We start from the raw sequence: 22,400 nt of genomic DNA, 5'->3' as shown, positions 1-22,400 counted from the left end.
CTGCCGGTCATCGGCGGCCGGGACGCGGGGGCGTCCCGGCCGCCCGCGGTTCACTGGTATCGGCTACTCGTGCTGTGCCATTCGAAGCCTCCTCCCATCCACGACTGGGCTCCGCGGAGGAACCGTTGCAGCTCCATGGAGGGGACGGCGGCGAGCTTCTCCTGGCTCGTCTGGAAGTCCCGGACGAACCGGTTGTGCAGGCGTACGCAGGTCTCGATCGCCTCCCGGAGCGTGCACTTCTCCTCGGCGGCGACCAGCAGGACCAGGTTGTCGGACTGCTCGTCCGCCGCCTCCCTGGCAACCGAGTGGAGGTCGTTGACGATGACGGCGGCCGTGCCCGCCTGCATCAGCGCGCGGTGAAAGTGCGGCTCGTAGAAGAGGTCGGCCGGAAGCGCGTAGCCACCGACGACGTCGATCAACGTCATGGACGTGTAGAAGCTGTCGTGCTGCCGGGCGGCGAGGTAGCGCCAGGCCGGAGGGAGCCCGCCGCTGTGGCGCCACGCGGCGTACGCCGTCCAGCTCACGTACATCTGGAACGTTGTGTTGCAAATCCGCATGACCTGGGAAGGTGTGGCGTGGCGCCGCAGGTGTGCGGTCGCCGAATCGAACGCGACCAGGACGGGGTCGGCCCGCAGTGCCTCCTCGAGCGGGCCGGTGAACTCCCCGGCGGGCGGTGGGCGGTCCATCGCCGACATGACCAGCGCCAGCCGCGGTGGAAGTTCAATGGGCGTGGCTCCCAGCTCGCTCTCGTCGGCGTAGTAGTCGTCGCTCGCCCACCAGGCGGCGTTCACCTGGGCGGCGAGGAGCAACCGGTCCGGGTCGTCGGTGTCGGGGTGGGCGAGCATGGCGAGCCGGCCGAATCCGGTGCGGCGGAACGCGTCGAGCCGGTCGGCGTAGATGCCGGTCTCCTCCGCCCAGGCGACGAGGGCGTCGTTCACCTGGTCGCCGAGGGCGTCGTTGACGCGGACCGTCTCCGGGCAGTACAGCGGTGGGTACGAGCCGTCGCCCCACGGGCGTTCGGCGTATCCGGGTGTGGCGTAGGAGCCTGCCGCGGCCTCCTCGGGGCAGGAGAGCGCGGGCCGCTCGACGCCCTCGGTCTCCGCTTCGGACTCCGGCGATGGGTCGGAGGCGGGTGGCCGGCCCGGTCGTTCCGGAGCGCCCGGTACGACGGAGCGGGTCTCGCGGACCGCAGTCCGCAGCGCGTCCGCCAGGCGGGCCGCCGACGTGCCGAGCCCCGTCGGGCCGGACGGCAGACCCAGCGGAGTCTCCGGCTCCACCGGAACGTGCTCCGCCATCACGAGCCGGGGGTCGCGATCTCGACGTTCTCCAGCACACCGAGCGCGTCGGGGACCAGCACCGCGGCCGAGAAGTAGGTGCTGACCAGGTACGACGTGACCGCCTTCTCGTCGATGCCCATGAACCGGACGTTCAGCCCCGGCTCGTACTCGTCCGGGATGCCCGTCTGGTGGAGGCCGACCACGCCCTGGTCGTCCTCTCCGGTGCGCATCGCCAGGATCGACGACGTGTGGCCCGCGGCGATGGGGATCTTGTTGCAGGGGTAGATCGGTATGCCGCGCCACCCGGGGATTCGGCTGCCCTCCAGCTCAACGGGGTCGGGGTAGAGACCGCGCCGGTTGCACTCGCGCAGGAACGCCGCGATCGCCTTCGGGTGAGCCAGGAAGAACCGGGTGCTGCGGCGGCGTGACAGCAGCTCGTCCATGTCGTCGGGGGTCGGCGGACCCGACCGGGTCTGGAGCCGCTGGGAGTAGTCGGCGTTGTTCAACAGCCCGAAGTCCGGGTTGTTGACCATCTCGTCTTCCTGCTTCTCGCGCAGCGCCTCGATGGTCAGCCGCAGCTGCTGCTCCAGCTGGTTCATCGGCTCGTTGTACAGATCGGTGACCCGGGTGTGCACCCGCAGCACGGTCTGCGCGACGCCCAGCTCGTACTCCCGTGGCGAGAGCTCGTAGTCGGCGTACGAGGCCGGCAGCGCATGCTCCCCGGCGTGGCCGGCGGCCAGCGCGATCTCGGCCTCGCCGTGTTTGTTCTGCGGGACCTGCCGCACGGTCTGGAACCGCTCGACGTGCGCGGTGAGAGCGTCCGACCGATCGAGGATGGCGAGGAAGTCCTGCCGCGACAGCACCAGCAGCGAGCACGCGGTCGCGGCGACGGCGCTGTGGTCCCAGGTGAAGTCCGGATCCGTCAGCGCCTCGTACGAGAGGTAGCCGCCGTCGCCGACGGGAGGCAGATGGGTCGACTCGTCGAAGGCTCCCTCGCCTTCGCGGCGGAGCTTTCCGTGGGCGACCACGAAGAAGTCGTCGCCGCGCTGTCCGTGCTCCACGAGCGTCTCCCCGGCCGGCAGCTCCCGCTGCGTGAACCGGGAGGCCAGCTCGCCGAGCACCTCCTCGTCGTAGAACCCGGCGAAGGGCGGAACCTCCCGCAGCGTGGGCGGGATGACCTCCGCCCGGCGGGCCGTGCCGGCGATGCCGACCCGCCCCCCGCCCACCTTGTAGGTCATGCGCCGGTTGACCCGGTAGGCGCCGCCGGACACCTCCACCCAGGGCAGGACGCGCAGCAGCCAGCGCGAGCTGATCGCCTGCATCTGCGGTGGGGTCTTGGTGGTCGTCGCCAGGTTGCGTGCCGCTGCGGTGCCGAGAGTCTGTGGATACTGATCTTCCGTCGTGTAGATCGGCTCCCGCGATGACGATGGGCTCAAACCGAGACCTCCCTCTCGAGCGCGGACAGTGCGCTGACGGACCCTTGACCGTACTGAGGCGATCACGTGAAGTGATCGACCCGTGACCGAGCGTATGGCTGGGGTGTCGTAACGTGACACTCCCGAAAAGGGCACCCTTGCCTTACTGATCGCCTACGTTGCCGACGTCCCGGGCCGACCGACCGAATCGCGTGGGGACGCGGCTCAGCAGGGCTGGAGGTCGGGGAGCCTGCCCGCGAAGAAGGCGGCGGGAGGCACGCCCATCATGCTGCGGAAGTCGGCGGTCATGTGGGACTGGTCGTAGTAGCCGGCGGTCGCGGCGAGCTCTGCCAACCGGGAGACGCGGCCGCGGGTGAGTGCGTTGCGCAGGCGGGCGACGCGAGCGAAGGACTTCGGCGGCAGACCGGCATCCTCGGTGAGCAGGCCGCGGAGGTGACGCTCGCTGACGGCCAGACGGCGCGCGAGATCGGGCAGGTGCGTCGGCCGCCGGGTCGACAACGCCGTCGCGGCGGCACGGACCAGGCGAGCACGGGTCGGGTCGACCGGCGACCGGGAGCCGATGCGGGCCCGCAGGGCCGCGTCGAGGTGGTCGCGGATGAGGTCGCGGTCACCGCCAAGGCATGCCAGCCGCCGCTCGAGGCGGACCCCGGAGTCACCCCACAGGTCGGCGAGCGGCACCACCCGATCCACCAGTTCGCTGATCGGCGGACCCAGCAGAGGCCGGGCCGCGCCGGACGGTAGCCGGACCTTGAGGCAGACCGGCAGATCCTTGCCGACGTGATAGGCGGCCCGGGTGCGGGGGCCGACCACGACGAGATCGCTGCGCCCGGCCGCCGTCGTCCGGAACACCAGGGCGGTGGCGATATCGGGCGTATGGACGATCCCGTCGCCGGTGTCGCCACTCAGGTCGTCGACCTTCCCGATCAACACGACATGCCCCCAGCGGTCATGACCACACGCTACTGCGGGGCATGCCGAACGGGGCATGCCGATTCTTCCTATAGACGGTGGGTGGCCCGCTGGCAGCGTGGTGTTCATGATCTTCATTACGGGTGCCACGGGCACCATCGGTCGAGAACTGATCCGGATACTGGCGGCCGGCGGAGAGAAGGTCCGCGCGATGACGCGGAACCCTGCGAACGCCACGTCGCTCCCGGCCGGAGTCGAGGTCGTACGGGCGGATTTCACCGACCCCGCGTCGCTGGCGACGGCGGCTGAGGGTGCCACGGCGATGTTCATGCTCACCGCGCCGGGGCCATGGGTGGTTCAGCACGACGAGGCGATGCTCGCGGCTGCGCGTTCGGCCGGCGTGCGCACGGTGGTCAAACTGTCGGCGATCGGCACGGGCGAGAAGACCGACGTCGAGGTCGGGGACTGGCATCTTCCCGGGGAGGAGGCGGTTCGGTCGAGCGGCCTGGCCTGGACGGTGCTCCGGCCGTCCAGTTTCGCCTCGAACGCACTCCGCTGGGCCGACGCGATCCGAGCCGGCACGCCGATCCCGAACCCGATGGGGACCGGTGTCCAGGGCGTCGTCGATCCCGGAGACGTGGCCGAAGTGGCTGCGCGGGCACTGACCTCGCCCGACCACGACGGGCACGTCTACACCGTGACCGGTCCGGAACTGCTCAGCGTTCCCGACATGGCCGAGCAGCTGGGCCACGTCCTCGGTCGCACCGTCGAGACGGTCCACCTGCCGCTGGACGACTACCGCGACGGGTTGAGCGCCGCCGGACTGGATCCCGCCTTCGTCGCGACCGCGGTGAACGGGGCGCGCCTCGTCGCGGAGGGCGGCAACGCGACCCTGACCGGTGACGTCGAGCGTGTGCTGGGCCGACCGGCTCGTACCTTCTCCGCCTGGGCTCAGGAGCATCGCACCGCTTTCACCGGCTGAGCAGTCCGCCGGGGATTGACGGCTAACACCGTTAGCCTTAGGCTAACGGTGTTAGCTAGCTTCTCAGGAGGGCCTGATGGACCAGCCCATCGCACCGACGCGCACCCCGCACCCCGTCCTCCGGATCGGGTGGCTCGCTCTCGCGCTCTTCTTCACGGCGTTCGCCGTGCTCGAAGTGGTCAACCACGGCGTTCTCGCGCTCATCACGGCCCTACTGCTCGCGATCGCCCCCGACCTCACGATGCTCATCGGGGCGTCCGAGGCCGGCCACGGCCGTCTCTCTCCGCGCGCCGTGCCGTACTACAACGCCGTGCACCGCTTCTGGGTCCCGTTCGTCCTGCTCGTCGCCTGGATCTTCGCGCCGGTGGGCGGTCCTCCTGTCTTCGCCGCCGGTCTCGGCTGGCTCGCCCACATCGCCTACGACCGCGCCTTCGGGTACGGGCTGCGCGACCGGGACGGACGCCGCCGTGGCTGACCGGCTCTCGCCGCGAGCCCGGCAGATCGTCGCCGCGGCCCGCGAGCTGCTGGAGAAGGACGGCGCCGACGCGCTCACCATGCGGCGCCTCGCCGACCGCCTCGGCATCCGCGCGCCGTCCCTGTACAAGCACTTCCCGGACAAGGCCGCGGTGGAGGCCGAGCTCATCGCCGAGGGCATGGAGGAGATGGCCCGCGCCCTCGAAGCGGCCGAGACCGCCGGTCCGGCCGAGGCTGCCAGTTTGGCTGAGGCTGCCGGTCCGGCCGAGGCCGCCGGGCAAGTCGAGGCCGCCGGCCCCGCCGACGTCATGGCCGGGCTCGGCGCCGCCTACCGTGCCTACGCCCGCGCTCACCCCCACCTGTACCGGTTGATGACCACGGGCCCGCTTCCCCGCGACCTGCTGCCGCCCGGCCTCGAGGACCGGACGGCGATGCCCCTGGTGCGGGTGGTCGGCGACCCGGACCGCGCCCGGGCGGCATGGGCGTTCGCGCACGGAATGGTGATGCTCGAGCTCGACGGCCGCTTTCCGCCGGGCGCGGACCTGGACCCGGCCTGGCGTGCGGGGCTCGCGGCGCTCGTCCGGCCCGTCTGAGGGCTACCCCGCGTGGCGTTCGGCGACGCGTTGCTTGAGGAGGCCGACCAGCATGTGGTTGACCGAGAGCATGAGGTCCTCGAAGTGGAAGTTGTTGTCGTTCTTGCCGACCTGACCGGGGAACCGCGAGGTGCCGGGGACCACCAGGCACACCTCGGCCAGGTCCCGGCATCTGCCGCCGTCCCCCTTGGTCATGGCGAACGTCTTCGCGCCCGCGTCGACGGCGACCTGCAGCGCCTTCGTCACGTTCACCGAGTTGCCGCTCCCGGAGTAGGCCATGACCAGGTCCTTGGCGGTGACGACGGGTGCGAGGGACGCCGCGAACATGTCCTCGACGCCGAGGTCGTTGACGAGACCGGTGAGCTCGGCGGCCGACGAGCACAGGTTGACGAACGACAGCCGCTGGACGTCCGCCGGGAGGGGCCGCGTCTTGTCCTCCGTCACGAACGGATGGTGCTTGAAATCGCAGTAGGCGTGGTCGAGGGTGCCGGCGTTCCCGCCGTTGGCCATGGCGTAGACGGTGCCGCCGTCGTCGTACGTCTCGAACAGCATCGCGGCGGCCCGCTCGATGACGGCGACGGGGAGCAGTTCCAGGATGCGGCGCTTCTCGGTGAGGTACAGCTCGATGGTCTCGGCGAGGTTCATGACCGGCCGCCCGCGTGCTCGGAGTCGATGCGACCGTTCCCGCGCCCCGCGTCGTCCTGCCAGCGGATGACGTCGTCGAGTTCGGGGGTGGAGACCTCGATGGACGTGTAGTCCGTTCGCGCGATCACGCGGTGCAGCTCTCCCGGCGGATTGGTCCAGCCCGTACGAGGACGGTGGACGGTGGTGGTCAGCTTCCCCAGGTCGATCACCGCGCTCAGGTCGTCGGGCGCGGTGGCACCGGTCAGCACCGTGGCCTCTCCCTCGATGACGTAGTTGGTCTCCAGCTTCTGCCGATGGGACTGCAGGGACGACTGGTGGCCCTCGGTCATCCGGATGCGTTTCAGCGCGTAGGGGACGCCGGGGAGGTTGTGGGTGTACCAGACCTCACCGCCCCAAGGCTTGTGCACCGTGTAGTCCGAGACGTCCGGACAGCGGCAGCCCGTCGCGCCCTCCGGCTCGGTCATCTCTCTGGTCTCTCCGAGGACGGAGCCGGCCTCGATGAGGACCGCCGGTTCGGGGCCGACGCCCATGATCCGGTGGACGCAGCCCGGAAGGGCGTGCCAGCCGTCCAGGCGGCCGTACGTCCTCGATCCGATCGCGCCCTCCAGCCGCACCCGGCCGGCGATGACCACGAAGCTCCGGTGGTCGCGCGGATGGGACCGGAACGGGGTGGCGCGTCCGGCCGCCACGGTGTGCTCGGCGAACAGGTACGCCCCGTCGGCGGCCTGGTCGGCGAGCCGGCTGATGTGTCCGTAATCGGTGTCGAGCACGGTCGTCTTCACGATTCCGCTCCCATCATGCGGTTGAGCCAGCTGTTCGCGTCCTGCTCGCGCAGCGACCGTCGTACCGCCGCCCGGCCTGCGGGAACGTCGTCGGCGGCCATCGCGTCGAGCATCGCCGAGGCGGTCGCCTCGACATCGAACGGGTGCACGGGCGTCACGTGGCCGGCCAGCTGCTCGTAGGCTCCCGCGTTGACCGAGAGCAGCAGCCGGGCGCGCTCGCCGAGGAAGAGGGCCTCCTTGGCGACGAGGTTCATGCCGTCGAACGTCGGATTCACCACCGTGACATCCGCCCCCGACAGGGCGGCGACGACGCAGTGGCGCGTCGTGGCGAGGTCGGGATAGATCAGCGAGACGGCGGGCCGGCCGGGCGCGCCGAACCGCTCGTTCAGGTCGGCCACCATGCCCTCGCACTCCCGTTGGAGTGCCAGGGTGCGCTCGGTCGGGCGGCCCGGCGGGGTGGCCACCGCGCAGAACCACCACTCTCCGGCCAGCCCGGGTTCGCGCTCCAGCAGGCTCCGGTACGCGGCGAACCCGCGCGGCAGGTTCTTCCACAGGTCGATGCGGTCGGCCCGGACGATCATCCGCCGCCCACGGCCCTCGCGGTCCAGCCGGCCGCGCCACTCGGCGGTGGCCGGCTCGTCGCGCAGCCGTTCCACCGCCGCGACGTCCAGCGGGAACGGGGCGACGGTGACCCGGGTCCGGCGCCCGTCGTACGTCACGCCGCCATCGTCGACGGCGCAGCCCGGCAGGTAACGGGCACAGCAGCCCAGGAAGGCCCGCGCCCACCGGGTGCAGTGGAAGCCGACCACGTCGGCGCACAGCAGGCTCGCGAGGATTCGGTCCCGGATGTACGCGGGGAGGACGCCGAAGTAGTCGGGCTCGCACCAGGGCAGCCCCTGGAAGAACGCGATCCGGCCGCGCCGCCCTCCACGCCGTGCGAGCATCTCCGGGACCAGGAACAGGTGGTGGTCGTTGACCAGGACGAACTCGTCCGGTGACCCCGTCATGAGCGTGGCCACCCTGTCGGCGTACGCGCGATTGACCGCCTCGTAGCCGGACCAGGCCTCCGCGAGCCGCCCGTCTGGCTGCCGCGAAGTGTCCAGCAGATAGTGGAACAGCCACAGCAGCAGACGTACGCCGACGGTCTCGTAGTGCCGGTCGACCACGTCGCGTGGCAGGAGCAGCCGGTGCAGCGTCACATCGCCGGGCAGCCGGATCACCTCGACGGGGCTGTCGCCGGGCACCGCCGACGGTCCCTCGACGGAGCCGTCGCCGGGCGCGCCCGACGGTGTCCCGTCGCCGGGTAGCAAGGTCGCCTGACCGGGGCTGTCGCCGGGCATGGCCGACGGTCCCTCGACCGAGCCGTCGCCGGGCGCGCCTACCGGTGTTCCGCCGCCGGGCGGCCAGGTCGCCTGGACGGAGCCGTCGCTGAGGGCGACCGACGGTGTTCCGCCGCCGGGCGGCCAGGTCGCCTGGACGGAGCCGTCGTCGAGGGCGACCGACGGTGTCCCGCCGCAGGGCCGCCGGGTCGCCCTGAGGGAGCCGTCCCCGCCGGAGGACCGGGAGGGGCCGTTGACGGGCATCGTGCATACCCAGTCGCCTCCGTGCTCGCCGAGCAGGGTCGCGAGCAGCGGCACCAGGCCGCCGGGCGAGCGGGGCAGCAGGCCCGCGCAGTCCTGCCACCGGGGCGCGCTGTTGCTGCAAACGATCAGTCTCACTCGGGACCCTCTGCTCGGCATCGGCGCGCTCATCGCGCGGTCTCCTGAACGAAGGCCGCGATCCCCGCGGCGTCCAGCCGGTATCGGCGGTAGAGGTCCTCCGGCGGTCCGGCCTGGCCGTAGCCGGGGACGGCGAGCACGTCATAGCGGGGCCGGTCGGGCAGGCCGAGCACGATGCGGCCCAGTTCGTCGGCGAGGCCGCCGACGACGTGGTGGTCCTCGACCACGACCGCCCGCCGGTGCGCGCCGACCAGACATGCGACCGTCGCCCGGTCCACCGGCAGCGACGACACATTGACCACCGTCGGCCTGACGCCCTCCGCGGCGAGCCGGTCGGCCGCCTCCACGGCGACCGGCACCGTACCGCCCATCGCGAAGACGACCACGTCGGTGCCCTCACGCACCACGCGCGGGACACCGAACCGGAACCGGTATCCGTCCCCGTGCACCTCCGGCTGCGGCTGACGGCACAGCCGCAGGTAACTCGGGCCCCGTCCCGTGGCGAGGTGAGCCATCATCTGCCAGGTCTCGGCGCCGTCGGCCGGGTGGAACACCTGGACGTTCGGCAGCGTGCGCATCAGCGCCAGGTCCCGGAGCCCCATCTGCGTCGGCCCGTCCCGTCCGATCGCCAGCCCGGCGTGGGTGCCGACCAGGACCACGCCCGCGTCGTTGAGCCCCACCGTCTGGAAGATCTCCAGGAACTTGCCGGTCAGGAAGTGGCCGAAGCTCGCGACGAACGGCCGGAACCCCTCCTGCGCCAGCCCGGCGGCCAGCCCGATGGCGTTGGCCTCCGCGATGCCGCACTCGAAGAACCGGTCCGGGAACTCCTCCTTGAAAGGCTGCGTCCGGGTGGCCTTGGCGAGGTCGCAGTTGACCACGACGACGTGGTCGTACTCACGGGCGATCTCGACCAGCGCGGTGCCGAACCAGTCCCGCGTCGACGTCATGCCTCCTCCTGACGGAGGGAACGCCCCCCGGCAAGGACCAGGCCCATGCCCTCGCCTCGCTCGGTCATATGCCCGCCTCCAGGAAGGTCTCCAGGAAGTCGACCGCCGCCGCGTACTCCACCGCCGACGGGAGATCGCCGTGGCTGCCGTTCATGAGGACGCGTCCGGGGCCGAGCCACCCCTTGCGGGTGTGGGCGATGATCGCCGACGGCCCGCCCATGGCACGTCGCCGGAACGCGTCGCGCAGCGCGCCGTGGTCGTGGCCGTCCACCTCGTCGACCTGCCAGCCGAACGCGCGCAGCTTGTCGGGCAGCGGGCGCAGCGGCAGGATGTCGTCGACCGCGCCGTCGCTCTGGCTCCCGTTGTGGTCGATGATCGCCACCAGACCGGGCACCTGGTGCGCTCCGGCGTACATGAACGCCTCCCAGACCTGACCCTCCTGACACTCTCCGTCGCCCAGCAGGCAGTACACGGTGGAGTCGCGGCCGTGGAGCCGCTTGCCGAGGGCACGGCCGACGGCCACTGACAGGCCCTGGCCGAGGGCCCCGGTGCTGACGTCCACCAGGTCGAGCCGCGTACGGTCCGGGTGCCCCTGCAACCGGCTGTCCAGGGCACGCAGCGTGCCGACGTCCTCGGCGGGCAGGTCACCGTCGACGATCAAGGCGGCGTACCAGGCCGGGGCCGCGTGCCCCTTGGACAGGACGAAGACGTCGCCTGCGGACGGGTCCGGCGTCCAGTCCATCTGGTCGAACTTGAGCACGCTGATGATGTCCACGCAGGACAGGGACGAGCCGGCATGCCCGGATCCGGCCCGGTGGATCATCTCCAGCAGGGCGAGCCGGCACCGGGTCGCGAGGCGGGCGATCCGGGTGGCGTCGGCACGTTCGGCCGGCCCGGCGACCACTCCCTTACCGCGCATCCGCGCCCCCGTTCGCGTCCGCCGGGGTCACGGACCGGGTGCTCCCGTTGGTGTCTGCGGCGGTCATGAGCCCGGCGATGTAGTCGGAGACTGCGGCGATGGTCGGCTGCCGCCACAGCAGAGTGGTCGGGAGCGAGCAGCGGAACCGTTTCTCCAGCCGGCGCCGAACGACGACCGTGAGGACGGAGTCCAGCCCCTGCTCGACCAGCGGACGGTTGGGCGAGAGGTCGGTGGGGTCCAGCCGCATCTCCTTGGCGATCTGCGCGCCGACCTCCTCGATCAGCACGGTGCGCAGCTCCTCCGGGCTCAGATGGGCGTACGAGTCGGCGGGCCGAGAGTCGTTCGCCGTCGCGTCCCCGGTGGACGGGGCGTCGATCACCGGGTACCGAAGGCCTGACAGCCAGGCGACGACGGCGCTGGCCTCATCGGTGGCGTCCGTGACGCGTACCTGGACGGTGTCGGCCAGCTCGGGATCGAGCCACACGTCGATGTGTACCGCGTCCGGTGGCTCCCCGACCGTGACCAGCCGGTCCACGCGGGTCACCATGCGCAGCAGCGGATCACCGGGGAACGCGCTCGGCGCGACCGACATGGCGGCGTCCAGCACGGGGGCCCAGGTGGCGGCGGGCCCGCACCGTACGCGGGCGCGCAGCGCGCCATGGCCGCGCAGGAGTTCCTCGACGGTCCACGCGAATCCGGTGCCGGGCACGCCGACGGCGGCCAGCCGCTCCGTGACCGAGTCGGGGTCCGCCGAGGTGAGCGGCAGGAGTGGTGGCGCCGGCGGTTCGCCGACGTCGGCGGGCGCTGTGGCCGTGGCGATCATCTGCCAGGCCGCGTCCGGGTCACCCGCCGTACGGGAGGCCAGCCGCAGCCCGCCCTCCTGTCGTACGACCTGGACCTCGCGGCGGTCGGCGGTCAGCAGCGGTGCCGACATCGTCACCTCGCCGAGCGACTGACCGCCGGACGCGGCGAAGAACGTGGTCGCCAGCACGGCGGCGGGCACGATCTCGACACCCTCGATGGCGTGGCTGCCGGGATAGGGCCGGGTCTGGTCGTCCAGGGCGGTCCGCCAGAGCCGGATGCCGGTGCCGGCGAGGTCGATCGCGTCGCCGAGCAGGGTGTGCGCGTCCGGGTCGTGGCCGCGGCCACCGGCGTCGGGGGCGGACGGCGGGCGCCAGTGTCGGCGGCGCTGCCACGGATAGGTGGGGAGCGCGGCCGGCCCGCCGGCCGGCTGGAGACGGCGCCAGTCCAGCGCGACGCCGGCGCAGTGCGCGGCGGCCACACCGGCGAGGAGAGCGGCCCGCGCGGGCCGGTTCCGGCGCAGCGACGAACCGACGAACACGTCCTCGTGCCCGACGGTGGACAGCGTCTCCAGCAGCGAGTGGGTCACCACCGGATGCGGAGAGACCTCCACGAAGGCCCGGTACCCGTCGGCCGCCGCCGCCGTGACGGCGTCGGCCAGGCGTACCGGCCGACGCAGGTTGGTCGCCCAGTACGCACCGTCGAAGCCGGGCGCCGCCCGTGGATCGTCCAGCGCCGTCGAGTAGACCCGGAGCCGCGGGGCGGCTGGAGTCAGGTCGGCCGCAGCGGCGGTCAGATCGGCCAGCAGCGGATCCATCTGCGGTCCGTGGAACGCCACGTCCGAGGCGACCCGGCGGACGGGGACGCCCTCCTCGAGCCAGCCGGCCAGCACCTCCGCGACGGCGTCCGGGTCACCGGAGACGACCGTCGATCCGGGCGACGAGGCGATCGCGGCGACCACGTCCGTACGGCCCGCGAGGCGCTCCGCCGCGTCGGCGAACGGCAGCTGCACCATGGCCATCGACCCGCGGCCCGCGACCCGCCGCAGCAGCTTGGACCGTCGGCAGATCAACCGGGCACCGTCCAGGCGGCTCAGCGCGCCGGCCGTCACGGCGCCGGCGATCTCGCCGACCGAATGACCGATCACCGCGTGCGGGCGCACACCGTACTCGCGCCACAGCTCGACCAGGCCGAGCTGCATCGCGAAGATCATGGTCTGGATCCGGTCGACCTCCGTCAGGTCCCCGCCGGTGAGCGCCTCCCGCGGGGAGAAACCGATCTCCGCGGCGAACACCGGCTCCAGCTCGTCGACCACGGCTGCGAACACGGGCTCGGTCGCCAGCAGTTCCCGGCCCATGCCGGCCCACTGCGAGCCGTGTCCGGAGAACACGAACACCGGTCCGGGTCCGGGATCGGTGAGCACCCGGCCGGTGGTCACCACGTCGTGCGGGGCACCGGACGCCAGGGCGCGCAGGCCGTCGGCCAGCGCCCCCGGTTCCTCGGCGGCCACCACCGCCCGCTCCGCCAGGTGGGCCCGGCGCAGCGCGAGCGTATGCCCGACGTCGGCGGCCGGGAGGTCACCGACCACGTCGGCGAGGGCACCGGCGGCCTGCCGCAGCGCGGCCCGCGACGCGGCGGACACGGGGAACAGCGGGCCCGCGGTTCCCTCGGCGACGGACGACAGCAGGCTTGCGGTTCCCTCGGCGATGAGGGACGGCTGGTCTGCGGTCTCCTCGGTGGCGGGGGACGGCAGGCTTGCGGTTCCCTCTGCGACGGACGACGGCGGGCCTGCGGTTTCCTCCGCGACGGGGGACGGCAGGCTTGCGGTTCCCTCGGCGATGGGGGATGGCAGGGCTGCGGTCTCCTCGGCGATGGGCGCCGGCGGGCCCGCGGCCTCCTCCGCGACGGGGGACGGCACGCCTGCGGTCTCCTCCGCGACGGGCGATGGCAGGCCTGCGGTCCCCTCGGGCGGAGGCGGTGCCAGTGGCGCCTGTTCGAGGACGATGTGGGCGATGGTTCCGCCGTAGCCGAAGGCGGAGACGGCGGCGCGGCGGGGGTGCGCGGAGCCGGGCCACGGCGTCGGCGCGTCGACCACGCGCAGCCCGGCGCCCGCCCAGTCCACGGCCGGGGTGGGGGTGTCGAGCCGGCTCGGCGGCAGCACGCCGCGGTCGAGCGCGAGGACCGCCTTGACCAGGCCGGCGATTCCGGCGGCGCCCTCCAGGTGGCCGATGTTGGACTTCGCCGAGCCGATCAGGCAGGGCCGGTCCGCCGGCCTGCCCTCGCCGTACACGCTGCCCAGCGCGGCAGCCTCGAGCGGGTCGCCGACGGCCGTGCCGGTGCCGTGCGCCTCGACGTAGTCGATGGTGCCGGGCTCGACGCCGGCCTGTCGCAGGGCGCGGCGCATCACGTGCTCCTGCGCCTGACCGCACGGCGCCATGATGCCCACGGTGCGGCCGTCCTGGTTGACCGCGCTGCCGCGGATGGTCGCGAGGACCCGGTCGCCGTCCCGTACGGCGTCGGCGAGCCGCTTGAGCACCACGACCGCCGCGCCCTCGCCCCGCCCGTACCCGTCGGCTGCGGCGTCGAACGACTTGCTTCGCCCGTCGGGCGCCAGGGTGCCGGCGGCGTCCAGGGTGAGCGTCTCGCCGGGGGAGAGGATGAGGTTCACCCCTCCGGCCAGCGCGACGTCGCTCTCCCCGGCCCGCAGTGCCTGAGCGGCCAGGTGCACGGCGACCAGGGACGCCGAGCAGGCGGTGTCCACCGCGAGGCTCGGGCCGCGCAGGTCCAGCGCGTACGAGACGCGGTTGGCCACCGCGCAGGTCGCCGAGCCGATCCCGGTCCACGCCTCGATGTCGGGCAGGTCCTCCAGCAGCCGGTGCCCGTAGTCGCCGGTGCAGACCCCGACGTACACGCCGGCGTCGGTGCCGGCGATCGCGTCCGGCGATACTCCGGCGTGTTCCAGCGCCTCCCACGCGGTCTCCATCACCAGGCGCTGCTGCGGGTCCATCAACTCGGCCTCGCGCGGCGACAGCCCGAAGAACTCCGCGTCGAAGCCGGCCACGTCGTCCAGGAAGCTGCCGCGCGGGACGGTGCGGCGGACCGCCGCGGCGTACGCCGGGCCACGGTCGGCGTAGTCCCGCCAGCGGTCGGCCGGTGCCGGCCCGCTCGCGTCCCGCCCCTCGCGCAGCAGGTCCCAGTAGGCGTCCGGGGAGCCGGCGCCGCCGGGCAGGCGGCAGCCGATCCCGATCACCGCGATCGCCTCGACCGGTCGGTCCATCACGCATCGCCTCCTCGTGTCCGCGCCCAGACGGGCGACTCGATCACCTCCACGACGGCGGCGGAGATGGTCACGCCGGGTCCGTAGGCGAACATCAGCAGGTGGTCACCGGGACCCAGCTCACCCGTGCGGACCAGCCGCTCCAGCGCGAGGACCTGGTCACTCGCGCCGCAGTGCCCGATGGTCCGGCCGAACCCCCACGTCGAACGGGACGCCGGGATCTCCAGCCGGATCTCGCAGACCTGCTCGGCGATGTCCCGGGAGGTGTTCATGCACGCCACTCGCGTCACGTCGGCCGCCTTGATCCCGGCCTCCGACAGCGCCTGGTCGATCACCCCGGCCATCCGCTCGTCCAGTGTCACCAGCACTCCGGTGCCGTCGCCCTCGACGACGGCGCGCCGCCGGAACTCGTCGTTGTGGGCCGCGAAGTCCACCCGGCGGCCCTCGGTGATGCCGGGCGGGAACAGCGGCTCGGCGCAACGGTGCATCTCCTCGGCCTGCGACACCGACACCGTGCACACCGACGCCAGCCGGGCGAATCCCGGCTCGGTGTCGAGCACGAGCGCGCTGCCCGCGTCGCCGGCGACGGCCCCGGGCAGCATCCGCCACCGGTCGACCAGCGGAGTGCCGTAGTTGTCGGCGGCGACCAGCAGCGCGGCCCTGCGGCCCGGCGCGGCCCGCAGGTGACCCGCTGCCAGCTCCAGCGCCGCGAACATGCCGTTGCAGCCCTGCCTCAGCTGCGTGGACAGCACCCCGTCGCCGACCAGGTGGCGTTGCACGTACGCCTGCGGGGGCCAGCCCTCCGGTCCCTGATGCCAGGTCGAGACGTACAGCAGGAGGCCGAGGTCGGTGGGGGACCGGCCGCTGCGGGCGAGCGCGCTCCGTGCCGCGCGCAGCGCCATCTCCGGCGCCGGGACGTCACCGGCCACCGCGACGGAGGCCAGGCCGTACAGCTCGACCTCGTCCGCGGAGTACCGGCCGGCCGCCACGGCGTCCTCCACCGTGACCGTGCCGGGAACGTACGATCCGACCCCGCTGATGTACATGTCCGCCGTCTCCACGGCCGCCTCCTCGAACTCGACGCTTCGCCCGCTCAGCGGCTGGTCACGCGTACTCCTCCGGAATGCCGAGGATCCGCAGTACGGCGCAGGCCATGGTGGTGCCGGCTCCGAGCCCGACGAGCAGCACGTCGTCACCGGCGGCCAGCGCCCCGGTGGCCAGCAGGTGGTCGAGGGCGACGAACTGGTCGCCGACCCCGAGGTGCCCGATGCTCGCGCCGTACTCCCAAGTGGAATCGGCGAGGGTGAGCCCGAGCCAGTTGAGTCCCCGGTGTTCCAGGTCGTCCCAGCGCCCGTGCGGGAACGCCACGCGCGCCACGTCGTCGAGCGTGATGTCCGCCTCCTTGAGGGTGCGGTCGACCAGCTCGATCAGCGTCTTCTGGATGGCCAGCATGACGCTCGCGCCGTCCCCTTCGATCAGCCGCTTGCGGAATTCCACGTTGCGCGCGGCGAAGTCCAGCGGCCGCCCGACGGTCGCGTCCGGCGGGAACATCGGCACGCCGCCGTCGTTGACCGCCTCCGCCTCCGGCAGCACGGTCACGTTGACCGACCGCACCTCGGCGAACCCGGTGTCCGTCGTGACCAGCAGCGCGCATCCGGCGTCGCCCAGCACGCAGCCCTCGATCGCCCGCCACCGGTCGACCAGCGGAGTGCCGTGGTTGTCCGCGCCGACCAGCAGCGCGCTGCCACCGCCCGGCCGCAGGTATCCGGCGGTCAGTTGCAGCCCGCTGAACAGCCCGCAGCATCCGTTCCGGAGTTCGACGGCCAGGACGTCGCCGCCGACCAGGTGCTGCTGGAGGTAGTACTGCGGCTCCCAGCCCTCCGGACCCTGGTGCCAGACGTCGCTGTAGAGCATGAGGTCGAGGTCGCGCGGTGACATCCCGCCGGACCGCTCGAACGCGTGCCGGGCGGCGCGGAGCGCCAGCTCCGGGGCCGGCAGGTCGCCGGCCACCGCCGCGCCGCCGAGACGGAAGTACTCGACCTCGTCCGCCGGGTAGCGGCCCTCGGCGGCGGCCGTCTCGACGGTGACCACCGGTGGCAGATGGACGCCGATACTGCGCAGGTACATGTCGGGTGTGCGCATCTGTCTGTCCCTCCTTCGGCGCGGTGACCTCGCGTTACCGGGCGTCGGACATCTAGACGGGGCCCGCCGCTCCGTCGCGGAGCAGCAGCATCGGATCGCTCAGCTCATGCAGGCCGCACATCGGCGGGCAGGGCTCGTAGCCGAGGAGCCGCTGGATGTCCTCGGGGTACGTGCGGACCACCTCCAGCGGCATGGACAGGTACTGGTTCTCCTCCTGCCGGAGGTTGCCGAGGTCCAGTGCGTACGACAGGCCGGTGCGGGGCGCGTCGGAGGCGTTGACGCCGGCACCGTGGTACGTGCTGCCGAGCCACAACAGCGCGGAGCCGGCCCGCATCGCGGCGGGGACCGCTTCGTCGTCGCGGGGCGCCCGCTCGTCGTCCCACAGGTGGCTGCCCGGGATCACGCGGGTGGCGCCGTTGACCGCGGTGAACTCGCTCGCGGCCACCATGACCTGCACCCGGCTCTCCGGGCCCGGGTGGGTCCGCAGGTGGGCGGTGTCGTCCCGGTGCAGCCCCTGAAGCGGCACCTCCGGCGAGATCTGGATCGCCCGGGAGATGCCGAGCTGGATGGTCGGGACGAACTCCACGCGCTGCTCGCCGAGCCAGGCCCGCACCGGGCGCTGCAGGAAGTGCCGTGCCACGCCGAGGAAGTGCGGCTGCCGCAGGATCGGGACCGAGTGCGCCGTCCGGCGGACCAGTCCCGGCAGGATCCGGGTCTTCTCGCCGACCAGCCTCCCGTCGCCGTCCGCCTGGCGTTCCAGGGCCGGTCCGAGGTCGTTCCAGAGTCCGCGGAGCGTCGCGGCGTCGACGAAGTCCTCGACGATCACCGCGCCCTCGCTGTCGACCACCTTGATGGCCTCGTCGACCGGCGCCGACCCCGGGAGTGTGGTCAGCCTGGTATCACTCATTCCGCCTCCGGGAGCGTGTTCGTTATGGACCTGGCCGGTCATGCCGCGGGCGGGCCGAACCAGCGGGCGAGGGCGTCCGGCAGCGACGCCGGGTCGGCGGGAGTGCTCCAGGCGACGAAGCCGTCCGGCCGGATCAGCAGGGCGTCCGCCGGTGGTTCGTCGCACTCGGCGGTGACGATGTCGACCCGATCGGACCAGGGCTCGGCGAGGGCCCGGAGTTCGGGACCGGCACCGAGGTCGAGCAACAGCGCCCGCCCGGTGCGCTGCAGCTCCGCGACTCGTACGGTGCCGTCGGTGTGCTGCGGTTCCGTGACCTGCACGCCGCCGTCGGTGTGCTGCGGTTCGGCGACTCGTACGCCGCCGTCGGCGTGCTGCGGTTCCGTGACCTGCACGCCGCCGTCGGTGTGCTGCGGTTCGGGGACCTGTACGGCGCGCCGCAGCCGCAGGTCCGGGCTGTACCGCCCGACCAGGGGACCGGTGAGCGCGGGATCGCCCATGTCATAGCCGATGTGCAGGTCGTCGACCAGGGAGGTGAGCTGACGGTTCGCCTCGTCCCGGAGCAGCAGTTCCCTGAGCAGCCGGCGCAGCGCGTCGACGTGGGGGCCGGGCCGCATCAACGCGATCGAGGCGCGCTGGATCTCCAGGGTCTGCGCGCCGATCGGATGCCGCTCGGAGGTGTAGGTGTCGAGCAGGTCGTCGGTGCACCAGCCTCGGGCGACGGCGGCGAGCTTCCAGCCGACGTTCAGCGCGTCGCCCAACCCGAGCCGCAGTCCTGGACCGCTCCAATGCGAGTGGACGTGGGCGGCGTCGCCGACCAGCAGGATCCGCCCGCTGCGGTACGTCTCGGCCTGCCGCGCGTTGTCGGTGAACCGAGTGATCTTCTTGACCTCGGTGACCGTCACCTTGGTCCCGCTGAGCCGGCGCAGCGAGCCCTGGAACTCCTCCAGCGTGATGGGAGCGTCCCGGTTCACCGGCGGGCCGTCGAACTCCAGTGTGATGAACCGGGGCGGACCCTCCTCGTACACCAGGAGCCCGCAGTCCTTGCGGAACCAGCCCGGCAGGTGGAAGTCGAGGTCGTCGATCTCGGCGAAGGCGCGGTAGCCGCTGGTGATCCCGTCCGTCCCCGGGAAGGCGACGCCGGACAGCTTGCGGACCATGCTCCGGCCGCCGTCGCAGCCGGCGAGCCACTCCGCCTCCATCGCGTACGGCCCGTCCGGACCGTCGACGTCGAGGCGCACCCGGTCGTCGTACGGCGTGAACCCGGTGACCGTGTGACCGCGCCGGACCTCGACGCCGAGCTCGGCCGCGCGCCGTGCCAGGTCCATCTCCAGCAGCTGCTGGGGCACCAGCAGGTCGGGTGACTCCGGCCGCAGGAGGAACATGCTGGCGAAATGCCGGGCACCGGGGAACTCCTTGGGCAGCAGGCTGTCCGGCCGCCGCTCGCCCGCGTCGATCCGGGCCTGCTGCTCGGGCGTGGGCGGCGTGATGGGGGTCTCGGCGACCCCGAGCATCAGGCCGCGGCGGTCCATGATGTCGACGGCTCGCCCGGTGATGCCCTCGGCCTTGGGACGCCACTCGACCTCGGGGAGCCGTTCGAACACCACCACCGGCACGTCGTGAAGCGCCACCTCGCAGGCGAGCATGAGCCCCACCGGTCCACCGCCGACAACCGCCACCTGGGCATCCCGAACCGCCATTAAGCACCCCTGTTCAGAGATGACAGTGAGCTTGCTGGAAGAGTCGTCAGGTCCGCCATCACGGGCCGGTTGAAATTAGGGCGGCCGGTGGGACCTGAGAGTTGACAGATGTGCCTGTTCGGTCAGCGCCGATGCTAATCGGACGGTACGGAACTGACTAGTGGTGTCATTTTTTCGATTCGTCATGCATAATCAGCGGCTGATGATCATCGGCGCGCCGGAGACGTCTGCTCGGCGCCGAGGCGGGAGGTGGCCGGATGAGCGATGGCCCGAGTGCCCGACCGTTGGAGACCGATGCCCGACCGTTGGAGACCGATCGGCCGACTCCCTTCGACCCGCCCGTCGAGCTGCGAAAACGGCCACCGCTGAGTCGGCTGGCCTACCCGGACGGGCACCTCGGCTGGGTCGCCACCGGATACTCCGTCACGCGGGCGATCCTGTCCGATCCGCGCTTCAGCACCCGCCGGGAACTGCTCCACCAGCCGGTCGGCCGCGAACGCGCGCAGGAGCGGCCCACGCCCGCGGAACCGGGCATCTTCCCGCACATGGACCCTCCCGAGCACACGCGGTACCGCCGTCTGCTGAGCCGCCACTTCGGCCCTCGGCGCGTCGCGGAGCTGACGCCGACGATCCGCCGGTACACCGAGCAGGCACTCGCCGACATGGCGGACGGCGGGTCGCCCGCCGACCTCGTCGCGGCGTTCGCCGTGCCGATCCCGGCCCTGGTCATCTGCGAACTGCTGGGCGTGCCGGTGGAGGACCGGCAGGCGATCCAGGCGGCGACCGCGGTGATGAACGACCTGGACTCCACTCCTGAGCAGGCGGTCGAGGCGGTGATGTCGATCACCGGCACGGTGCGCCGGCTGGTCGCGAGCCTCCGCGCCGGCCCGGCGCCATCGGACGACGGGCTGCTGGCACACGCGGTGGCGACCGGGGACCTGACCGACGACGAACTCACCAACCTCGGCATGGTGCTGCTGGCCACCGGCCACCTGCCGACGTCGAGCATGCTGTCGCTCGGGACGTTCGTGCTGCTGACCGAACCGGTCCAGCGGGCCCGTCTGACCGGGGACCCGGGCCTCGCCGAGCGCGCGGTCGAGGAACTGCTGCGCTACCTGTCGATCCTGCAGTTCGACGTACGCCGCACCGCGCTGGTCGACGTCGAGATCGACGGCCACGCCATCGCGGCCGGCGAGACGGTCGTGCTCGCTCTGCCGGTGGCCAACCGCGATCCCGAGCGCTTCACCGACCCGGACACTCTGGACCTGGCCCGTTCCGGGACCGGGCACCTCGCCTTCGGCCACGGCGTCCACCAGTGTCTCGGGCAGCAACTCGCGCGTGCCGAGCTGCGCATCGCGCTGACCGCCCTCTTCGACCGTTTCCCCGACCTGCGCCTCGCCGTGCCACCGGCCGAGGTGCCGACCCGCGACCGGATGGCGGTGTACGGGGTGGACCGGCTGCCGGTCGCCTGGGGTCCCGCCGTCGACATTCACGACTGAGCGTACGCATGTCCGGGCTCCGTGCGTCTCCGCAAGAAAGGACGCGAGATCTGACATTAGGCGTTACGAGGGGAACGATTCACGTATTCATCGGACCGCTTACGAAGCGTGCCGATGGATATACTCCCGGCTGCGCCGGTCGCGGAAAATGCGCGAATAATGAATGTTATTCGCCTTACGAGTAGGGAACTGCGATGAGCGCATCCGAGGACGCGCCACCGACCTTTCCGATGGAGCGGACCTGCCCGTTCGCTCCGCCGGCCGAGTATCGGCGGATGCGCGCCCGCGCGCCGCTCGTCCGGGCCGACCTGCCCAACGGGAAGCCGGTCTGGGCGGTCACCCGGCACGCCGAGGCGCGGCAGATCCTCAGCGACCCGCGGATCAGCTCGAACACCGGACGACCCGAACGGCCACGCGGGCCCGACGACGATCGCCCCGACGACGGCTTCTTCATCGACCTGGACCCTCCCGAGCACGGTAAGTACCGGCGGATGCTGATCTCGGAGCTGGGCACCCGTCAGGTTGCCGCCATGCGACCGCGCATCCAGCGGATCGTCGACACGGCGATCGACGAGATGCTGGAGAACGGGCCGCCCGCCGACCTCGTCGAGTCGTTCGCGCGCCCGGTCCCGGCGCGCGTCATCTGCGAGCTGCTCGGCGTCCCGGCCGGGGACCACGGGTTCTTCGAGTCCCGGCTCCAGATGCTGGCCGTGATGAGAATCGACCCACGGGCGCCACAAGCCTCCCGGGACGTTCGCGACTACCTGCGCGACCTCATCCGCCGCGCCGAGCGTGCACCACAGGACGGCCTCATCGGACGGCTGGCCGCCAGGTACCTGCCCACCGGGGAGCTGACCGCCGACGCCCTGATCAACGTCGGGTTCCTGCTGCTGCTCGCGGGCTACGAGTCACCCGCGAACACGATCTCACTGGGCGTGGTGACGCTGCTGGAGCACCCGGAGCAGCTCGCCGCGCTGCGCGCCGATCCGAGCCTGCTGCCGAGTGCGGCCGAGGAACTGGTGCGGTTCCACTCGGTGCAGGACTGGGTCAGCTTCGACCGGATGGCGGAAGACGACCTCGACATCGGCGGTGTAAGGATCCGCGCCGGCGATCGCCTGACGGTGCTGGCCGCGTCCGCCAACCGCGACGAGCGGGCGTTCGAGAATCCGGACGAGCTCGACATCCGCCGCTCCGCGCACCACCTCGCCTTCGGCCACGGCGTACACCAGTGCGTCGGCCGCAACCTCGCCCGCGCCGAGCTGGAGATCGCCTACGGCACCCTGCTGACCCGGATCCCGACACTGCGCCTGGCGGCCGGGCTCGACGAGCTGCCCTTCGCGTACGACGCCGGGCTCTTCGGGCTGCACGCGATGCCCGTCACCTGGTGAGCCGGGC

General features: G+C 72.2%; 18 protein-coding genes. 5 read left to right on the top strand and 13 right to left on the bottom strand.

All coding sequences use genetic code 11. The features are described from left to right. Positions 1–50 precede the first annotated feature (50 nt). The 3 genes from ACQP2O_RS52120 to ACQP2O_RS52110 all read right to left on the bottom strand — a co-directional run bounded on the left by ACQP2O_RS52120 (position 51) and on the right by ACQP2O_RS52110 (position 3,643). Entirely contained in the window at positions 51–1,277 is a 1,227-nt protein-coding gene (locus tag ACQP2O_RS52120) for a family 2 encapsulin nanocompartment cargo protein terpene cyclase (RefSeq protein ID WP_433177714.1), read from the bottom strand. A 17-nt stretch (positions 1,278–1,294) separates the two neighbouring features. Beyond that, a complete protein-coding gene (locus ACQP2O_RS52115) occupies positions 1,295–2,713 on the bottom strand; it encodes a family 2B encapsulin nanocompartment shell protein (protein WP_433177712.1) in 1,419 nt (472 codons plus the stop codon). Positions 2,714–2,917: 204 nt separating this feature from the next. Then, positions 2,918–3,643 (bottom strand): helix-turn-helix transcriptional regulator, encoded by a 726-nt coding sequence (locus ACQP2O_RS52110; RefSeq protein ID WP_433177710.1) that lies wholly within the window; start codon positions 3,641–3,643, stop codon positions 2,918–2,920. Between the two features lie 106 nt (positions 3,644–3,749). Here ACQP2O_RS52110 and ACQP2O_RS52105 point away from each other — a divergent pair, with 106 nt between their 5' ends. The 3 genes from ACQP2O_RS52105 to ACQP2O_RS52095 all read left to right on the top strand — a co-directional run bounded on the left by ACQP2O_RS52105 (position 3,750) and on the right by ACQP2O_RS52095 (position 5,671). Continuing rightward, the gene (locus tag ACQP2O_RS52105; protein ID WP_433177708.1) at positions 3,750–4,604 is read left to right on the top strand and encodes an SDR family oxidoreductase; all 855 of its coding nucleotides are present in this window, start codon (positions 3,750–3,752) and stop codon (positions 4,602–4,604) included. A gap of 76 nt (positions 4,605–4,680) precedes the next feature. Beyond that, positions 4,681–5,079: a DUF4260 family protein gene (locus ACQP2O_RS52100; RefSeq protein WP_433177706.1), complete on the top strand. Its 399-nt coding sequence runs from the start codon at positions 4,681–4,683 to the stop codon at positions 5,077–5,079. After that, on the top strand, positions 5,072–5,671 hold the full coding sequence (locus tag ACQP2O_RS52095; RefSeq protein ID WP_433177704.1) for a TetR/AcrR family transcriptional regulator: 600 nt from the start codon (positions 5,072–5,074) through the stop codon (positions 5,669–5,671). The genes ACQP2O_RS52100 and ACQP2O_RS52095 overlap by 8 nt, the downstream gene beginning before the upstream one ends. A gap of 3 nt (positions 5,672–5,674) precedes the next feature. Here the strand turns inward: ACQP2O_RS52095 and ACQP2O_RS52090 are convergent, their stop codons facing one another. The 10 genes from ACQP2O_RS52090 to ACQP2O_RS52045 all read right to left on the bottom strand — a co-directional run bounded on the left by ACQP2O_RS52090 (position 5,675) and on the right by ACQP2O_RS52045 (position 19,506). Further along, positions 5,675–6,316 carry an SIS domain-containing protein gene (locus tag ACQP2O_RS52090; protein WP_433177702.1) on the bottom strand — a complete coding sequence of 214 codons (642 nt, stop codon included), beginning with the start codon at positions 6,314–6,316 and terminating at the stop codon, positions 5,675–5,677. Then, on the bottom strand, positions 6,313–7,098 hold the full coding sequence (locus ACQP2O_RS52085) for a hypothetical protein (protein WP_433177700.1): 786 nt from the start codon (positions 7,096–7,098) through the stop codon (positions 6,313–6,315). The genes ACQP2O_RS52090 and ACQP2O_RS52085 overlap by 4 nt, the downstream gene beginning before the upstream one ends. Beyond that, positions 7,095–8,816, bottom strand: coding sequence for a trehalose-6-phosphate synthase (locus ACQP2O_RS52080; RefSeq protein WP_433177698.1), 1,722 nt, complete (start codon positions 8,814–8,816; stop codon positions 7,095–7,097). The genes ACQP2O_RS52085 and ACQP2O_RS52080 overlap by 4 nt, the downstream gene beginning before the upstream one ends. 29 nt (positions 8,817–8,845) lie before the next feature. After that, complete coding sequence (locus ACQP2O_RS52075) at positions 8,846–9,763, bottom strand: transketolase family protein (protein ID WP_433177696.1); 918 nt, start codon at positions 9,761–9,763, stop codon at positions 8,846–8,848. A gap of 64 nt (positions 9,764–9,827) precedes the next feature. Continuing rightward, positions 9,828–10,682, bottom strand: a complete 855-nt coding sequence (locus tag ACQP2O_RS52070; protein ID WP_433177694.1) for a transketolase — start codon at positions 10,680–10,682, stop codon at positions 9,828–9,830. Further along, positions 10,672–14,760 carry a beta-ketoacyl synthase N-terminal-like domain-containing protein gene (locus ACQP2O_RS52065; protein WP_433191479.1) on the bottom strand — a complete coding sequence of 1,363 codons (4,089 nt, stop codon included), beginning with the start codon at positions 14,758–14,760 and terminating at the stop codon, positions 10,672–10,674. Before ACQP2O_RS52065 ends, ACQP2O_RS52070 begins: the two co-directional genes overlap by 11 nt. Next, positions 14,760–15,821 carry a ketoacyl-ACP synthase III family protein gene (locus ACQP2O_RS52060; RefSeq protein WP_433177692.1) on the bottom strand — a complete coding sequence of 354 codons (1,062 nt, stop codon included), beginning with the start codon at positions 15,819–15,821 and terminating at the stop codon, positions 14,760–14,762. The genes ACQP2O_RS52065 and ACQP2O_RS52060 overlap by 1 nt, the downstream gene beginning before the upstream one ends. Before the next feature lie 43 nt (positions 15,822–15,864). After that, a complete protein-coding gene (locus ACQP2O_RS52055; protein ID WP_433177690.1) occupies positions 15,865–16,902 on the bottom strand; it encodes a ketoacyl-ACP synthase III family protein in 1,038 nt (345 codons plus the stop codon). Positions 16,903–16,954: 52 nt separating this feature from the next. Continuing rightward, entirely contained in the window at positions 16,955–17,809 is an 855-nt protein-coding gene (locus ACQP2O_RS52050) for a phytanoyl-CoA dioxygenase family protein (RefSeq protein ID WP_433177688.1), read from the bottom strand. A gap of 38 nt (positions 17,810–17,847) precedes the next feature. After that, complete coding sequence (locus tag ACQP2O_RS52045) at positions 17,848–19,506, bottom strand: FAD-dependent monooxygenase (protein ID WP_433177686.1); 1,659 nt, start codon at positions 19,504–19,506, stop codon at positions 17,848–17,850. A gap of 257 nt (positions 19,507–19,763) precedes the next feature. On the opposite strand from ACQP2O_RS52045, the gene ACQP2O_RS52040 reads away from it, so the two are divergent. Then, positions 19,764–21,005 (top strand): cytochrome P450, encoded by a 1,242-nt coding sequence (locus ACQP2O_RS52040; RefSeq protein WP_433177684.1) that lies wholly within the window; start codon positions 19,764–19,766, stop codon positions 21,003–21,005. A gap of 194 nt (positions 21,006–21,199) precedes the next feature. After that, positions 21,200–22,393 (top strand): cytochrome P450, encoded by a 1,194-nt coding sequence (locus tag ACQP2O_RS52035; protein ID WP_433177682.1) that lies wholly within the window; start codon positions 21,200–21,202, stop codon positions 22,391–22,393. The last annotated feature ends 7 nt before the right edge of the window (positions 22,394–22,400 follow it).

The organism is Actinoallomurus sp. CA-150999 (genome assembly GCF_050942425.1).
In the GTDB taxonomy this organism is placed as follows: Bacteria; Actinomycetota; Actinomycetes; order Streptosporangiales; family Streptosporangiaceae; genus Actinoallomurus.
This window is presented reverse-complemented; position numbering and strand designations above follow the sequence as displayed.

Coding starts and splice junctions, on each gene's coding strand:
- ACQP2O_RS52105 (WP_433177708.1), top strand. CDS start 3,750: ATGATCTTCATTACGGGTGCCACGGGCACCATCGGTCGAGAACTGATC.
- ACQP2O_RS52100 (WP_433177706.1), top strand. CDS start 4,681: ATGGACCAGCCCATCGCACCGACGCGCACCCCGCACCCCGTCCTCCGG.
- ACQP2O_RS52090 (WP_433177702.1), bottom strand. CDS start 6,316: ATGAACCTCGCCGAGACCATCGAGCTGTACCTCACCGAGAAGCGCCGC.
- ACQP2O_RS52075 (WP_433177696.1), bottom strand. CDS start 9,763: ATGACGTCGACGCGGGACTGGTTCGGCACCGCGCTGGTCGAGATCGCC.
- ACQP2O_RS52070 (WP_433177694.1), bottom strand. CDS start 10,682: ATGCGCGGTAAGGGAGTGGTCGCCGGGCCGGCCGAACGTGCCGACGCC.
- ACQP2O_RS52065 (WP_433191479.1), bottom strand. CDS start 14,760: ATGGACCGACCGGTCGAGGCGATCGCGGTGATCGGGATCGGCTGCCGC.
- ACQP2O_RS52055 (WP_433177690.1), bottom strand. CDS start 16,902: ATGCGCACACCCGACATGTACCTGCGCAGTATCGGCGTCCATCTGCCA.
- ACQP2O_RS52050 (WP_433177688.1), bottom strand. CDS start 17,809: ATGAGTGATACCAGGCTGACCACACTCCCGGGGTCGGCGCCGGTCGAC.
- ACQP2O_RS52045 (WP_433177686.1), bottom strand. CDS start 19,506: ATGGCGGTTCGGGATGCCCAGGTGGCGGTTGTCGGCGGTGGACCGGTG.
- ACQP2O_RS52040 (WP_433177684.1), top strand. CDS start 19,764: ATGAGCGATGGCCCGAGTGCCCGACCGTTGGAGACCGATGCCCGACCG.
- ACQP2O_RS52035 (WP_433177682.1), top strand. CDS start 21,200: ATGAGCGCATCCGAGGACGCGCCACCGACCTTTCCGATGGAGCGGACC.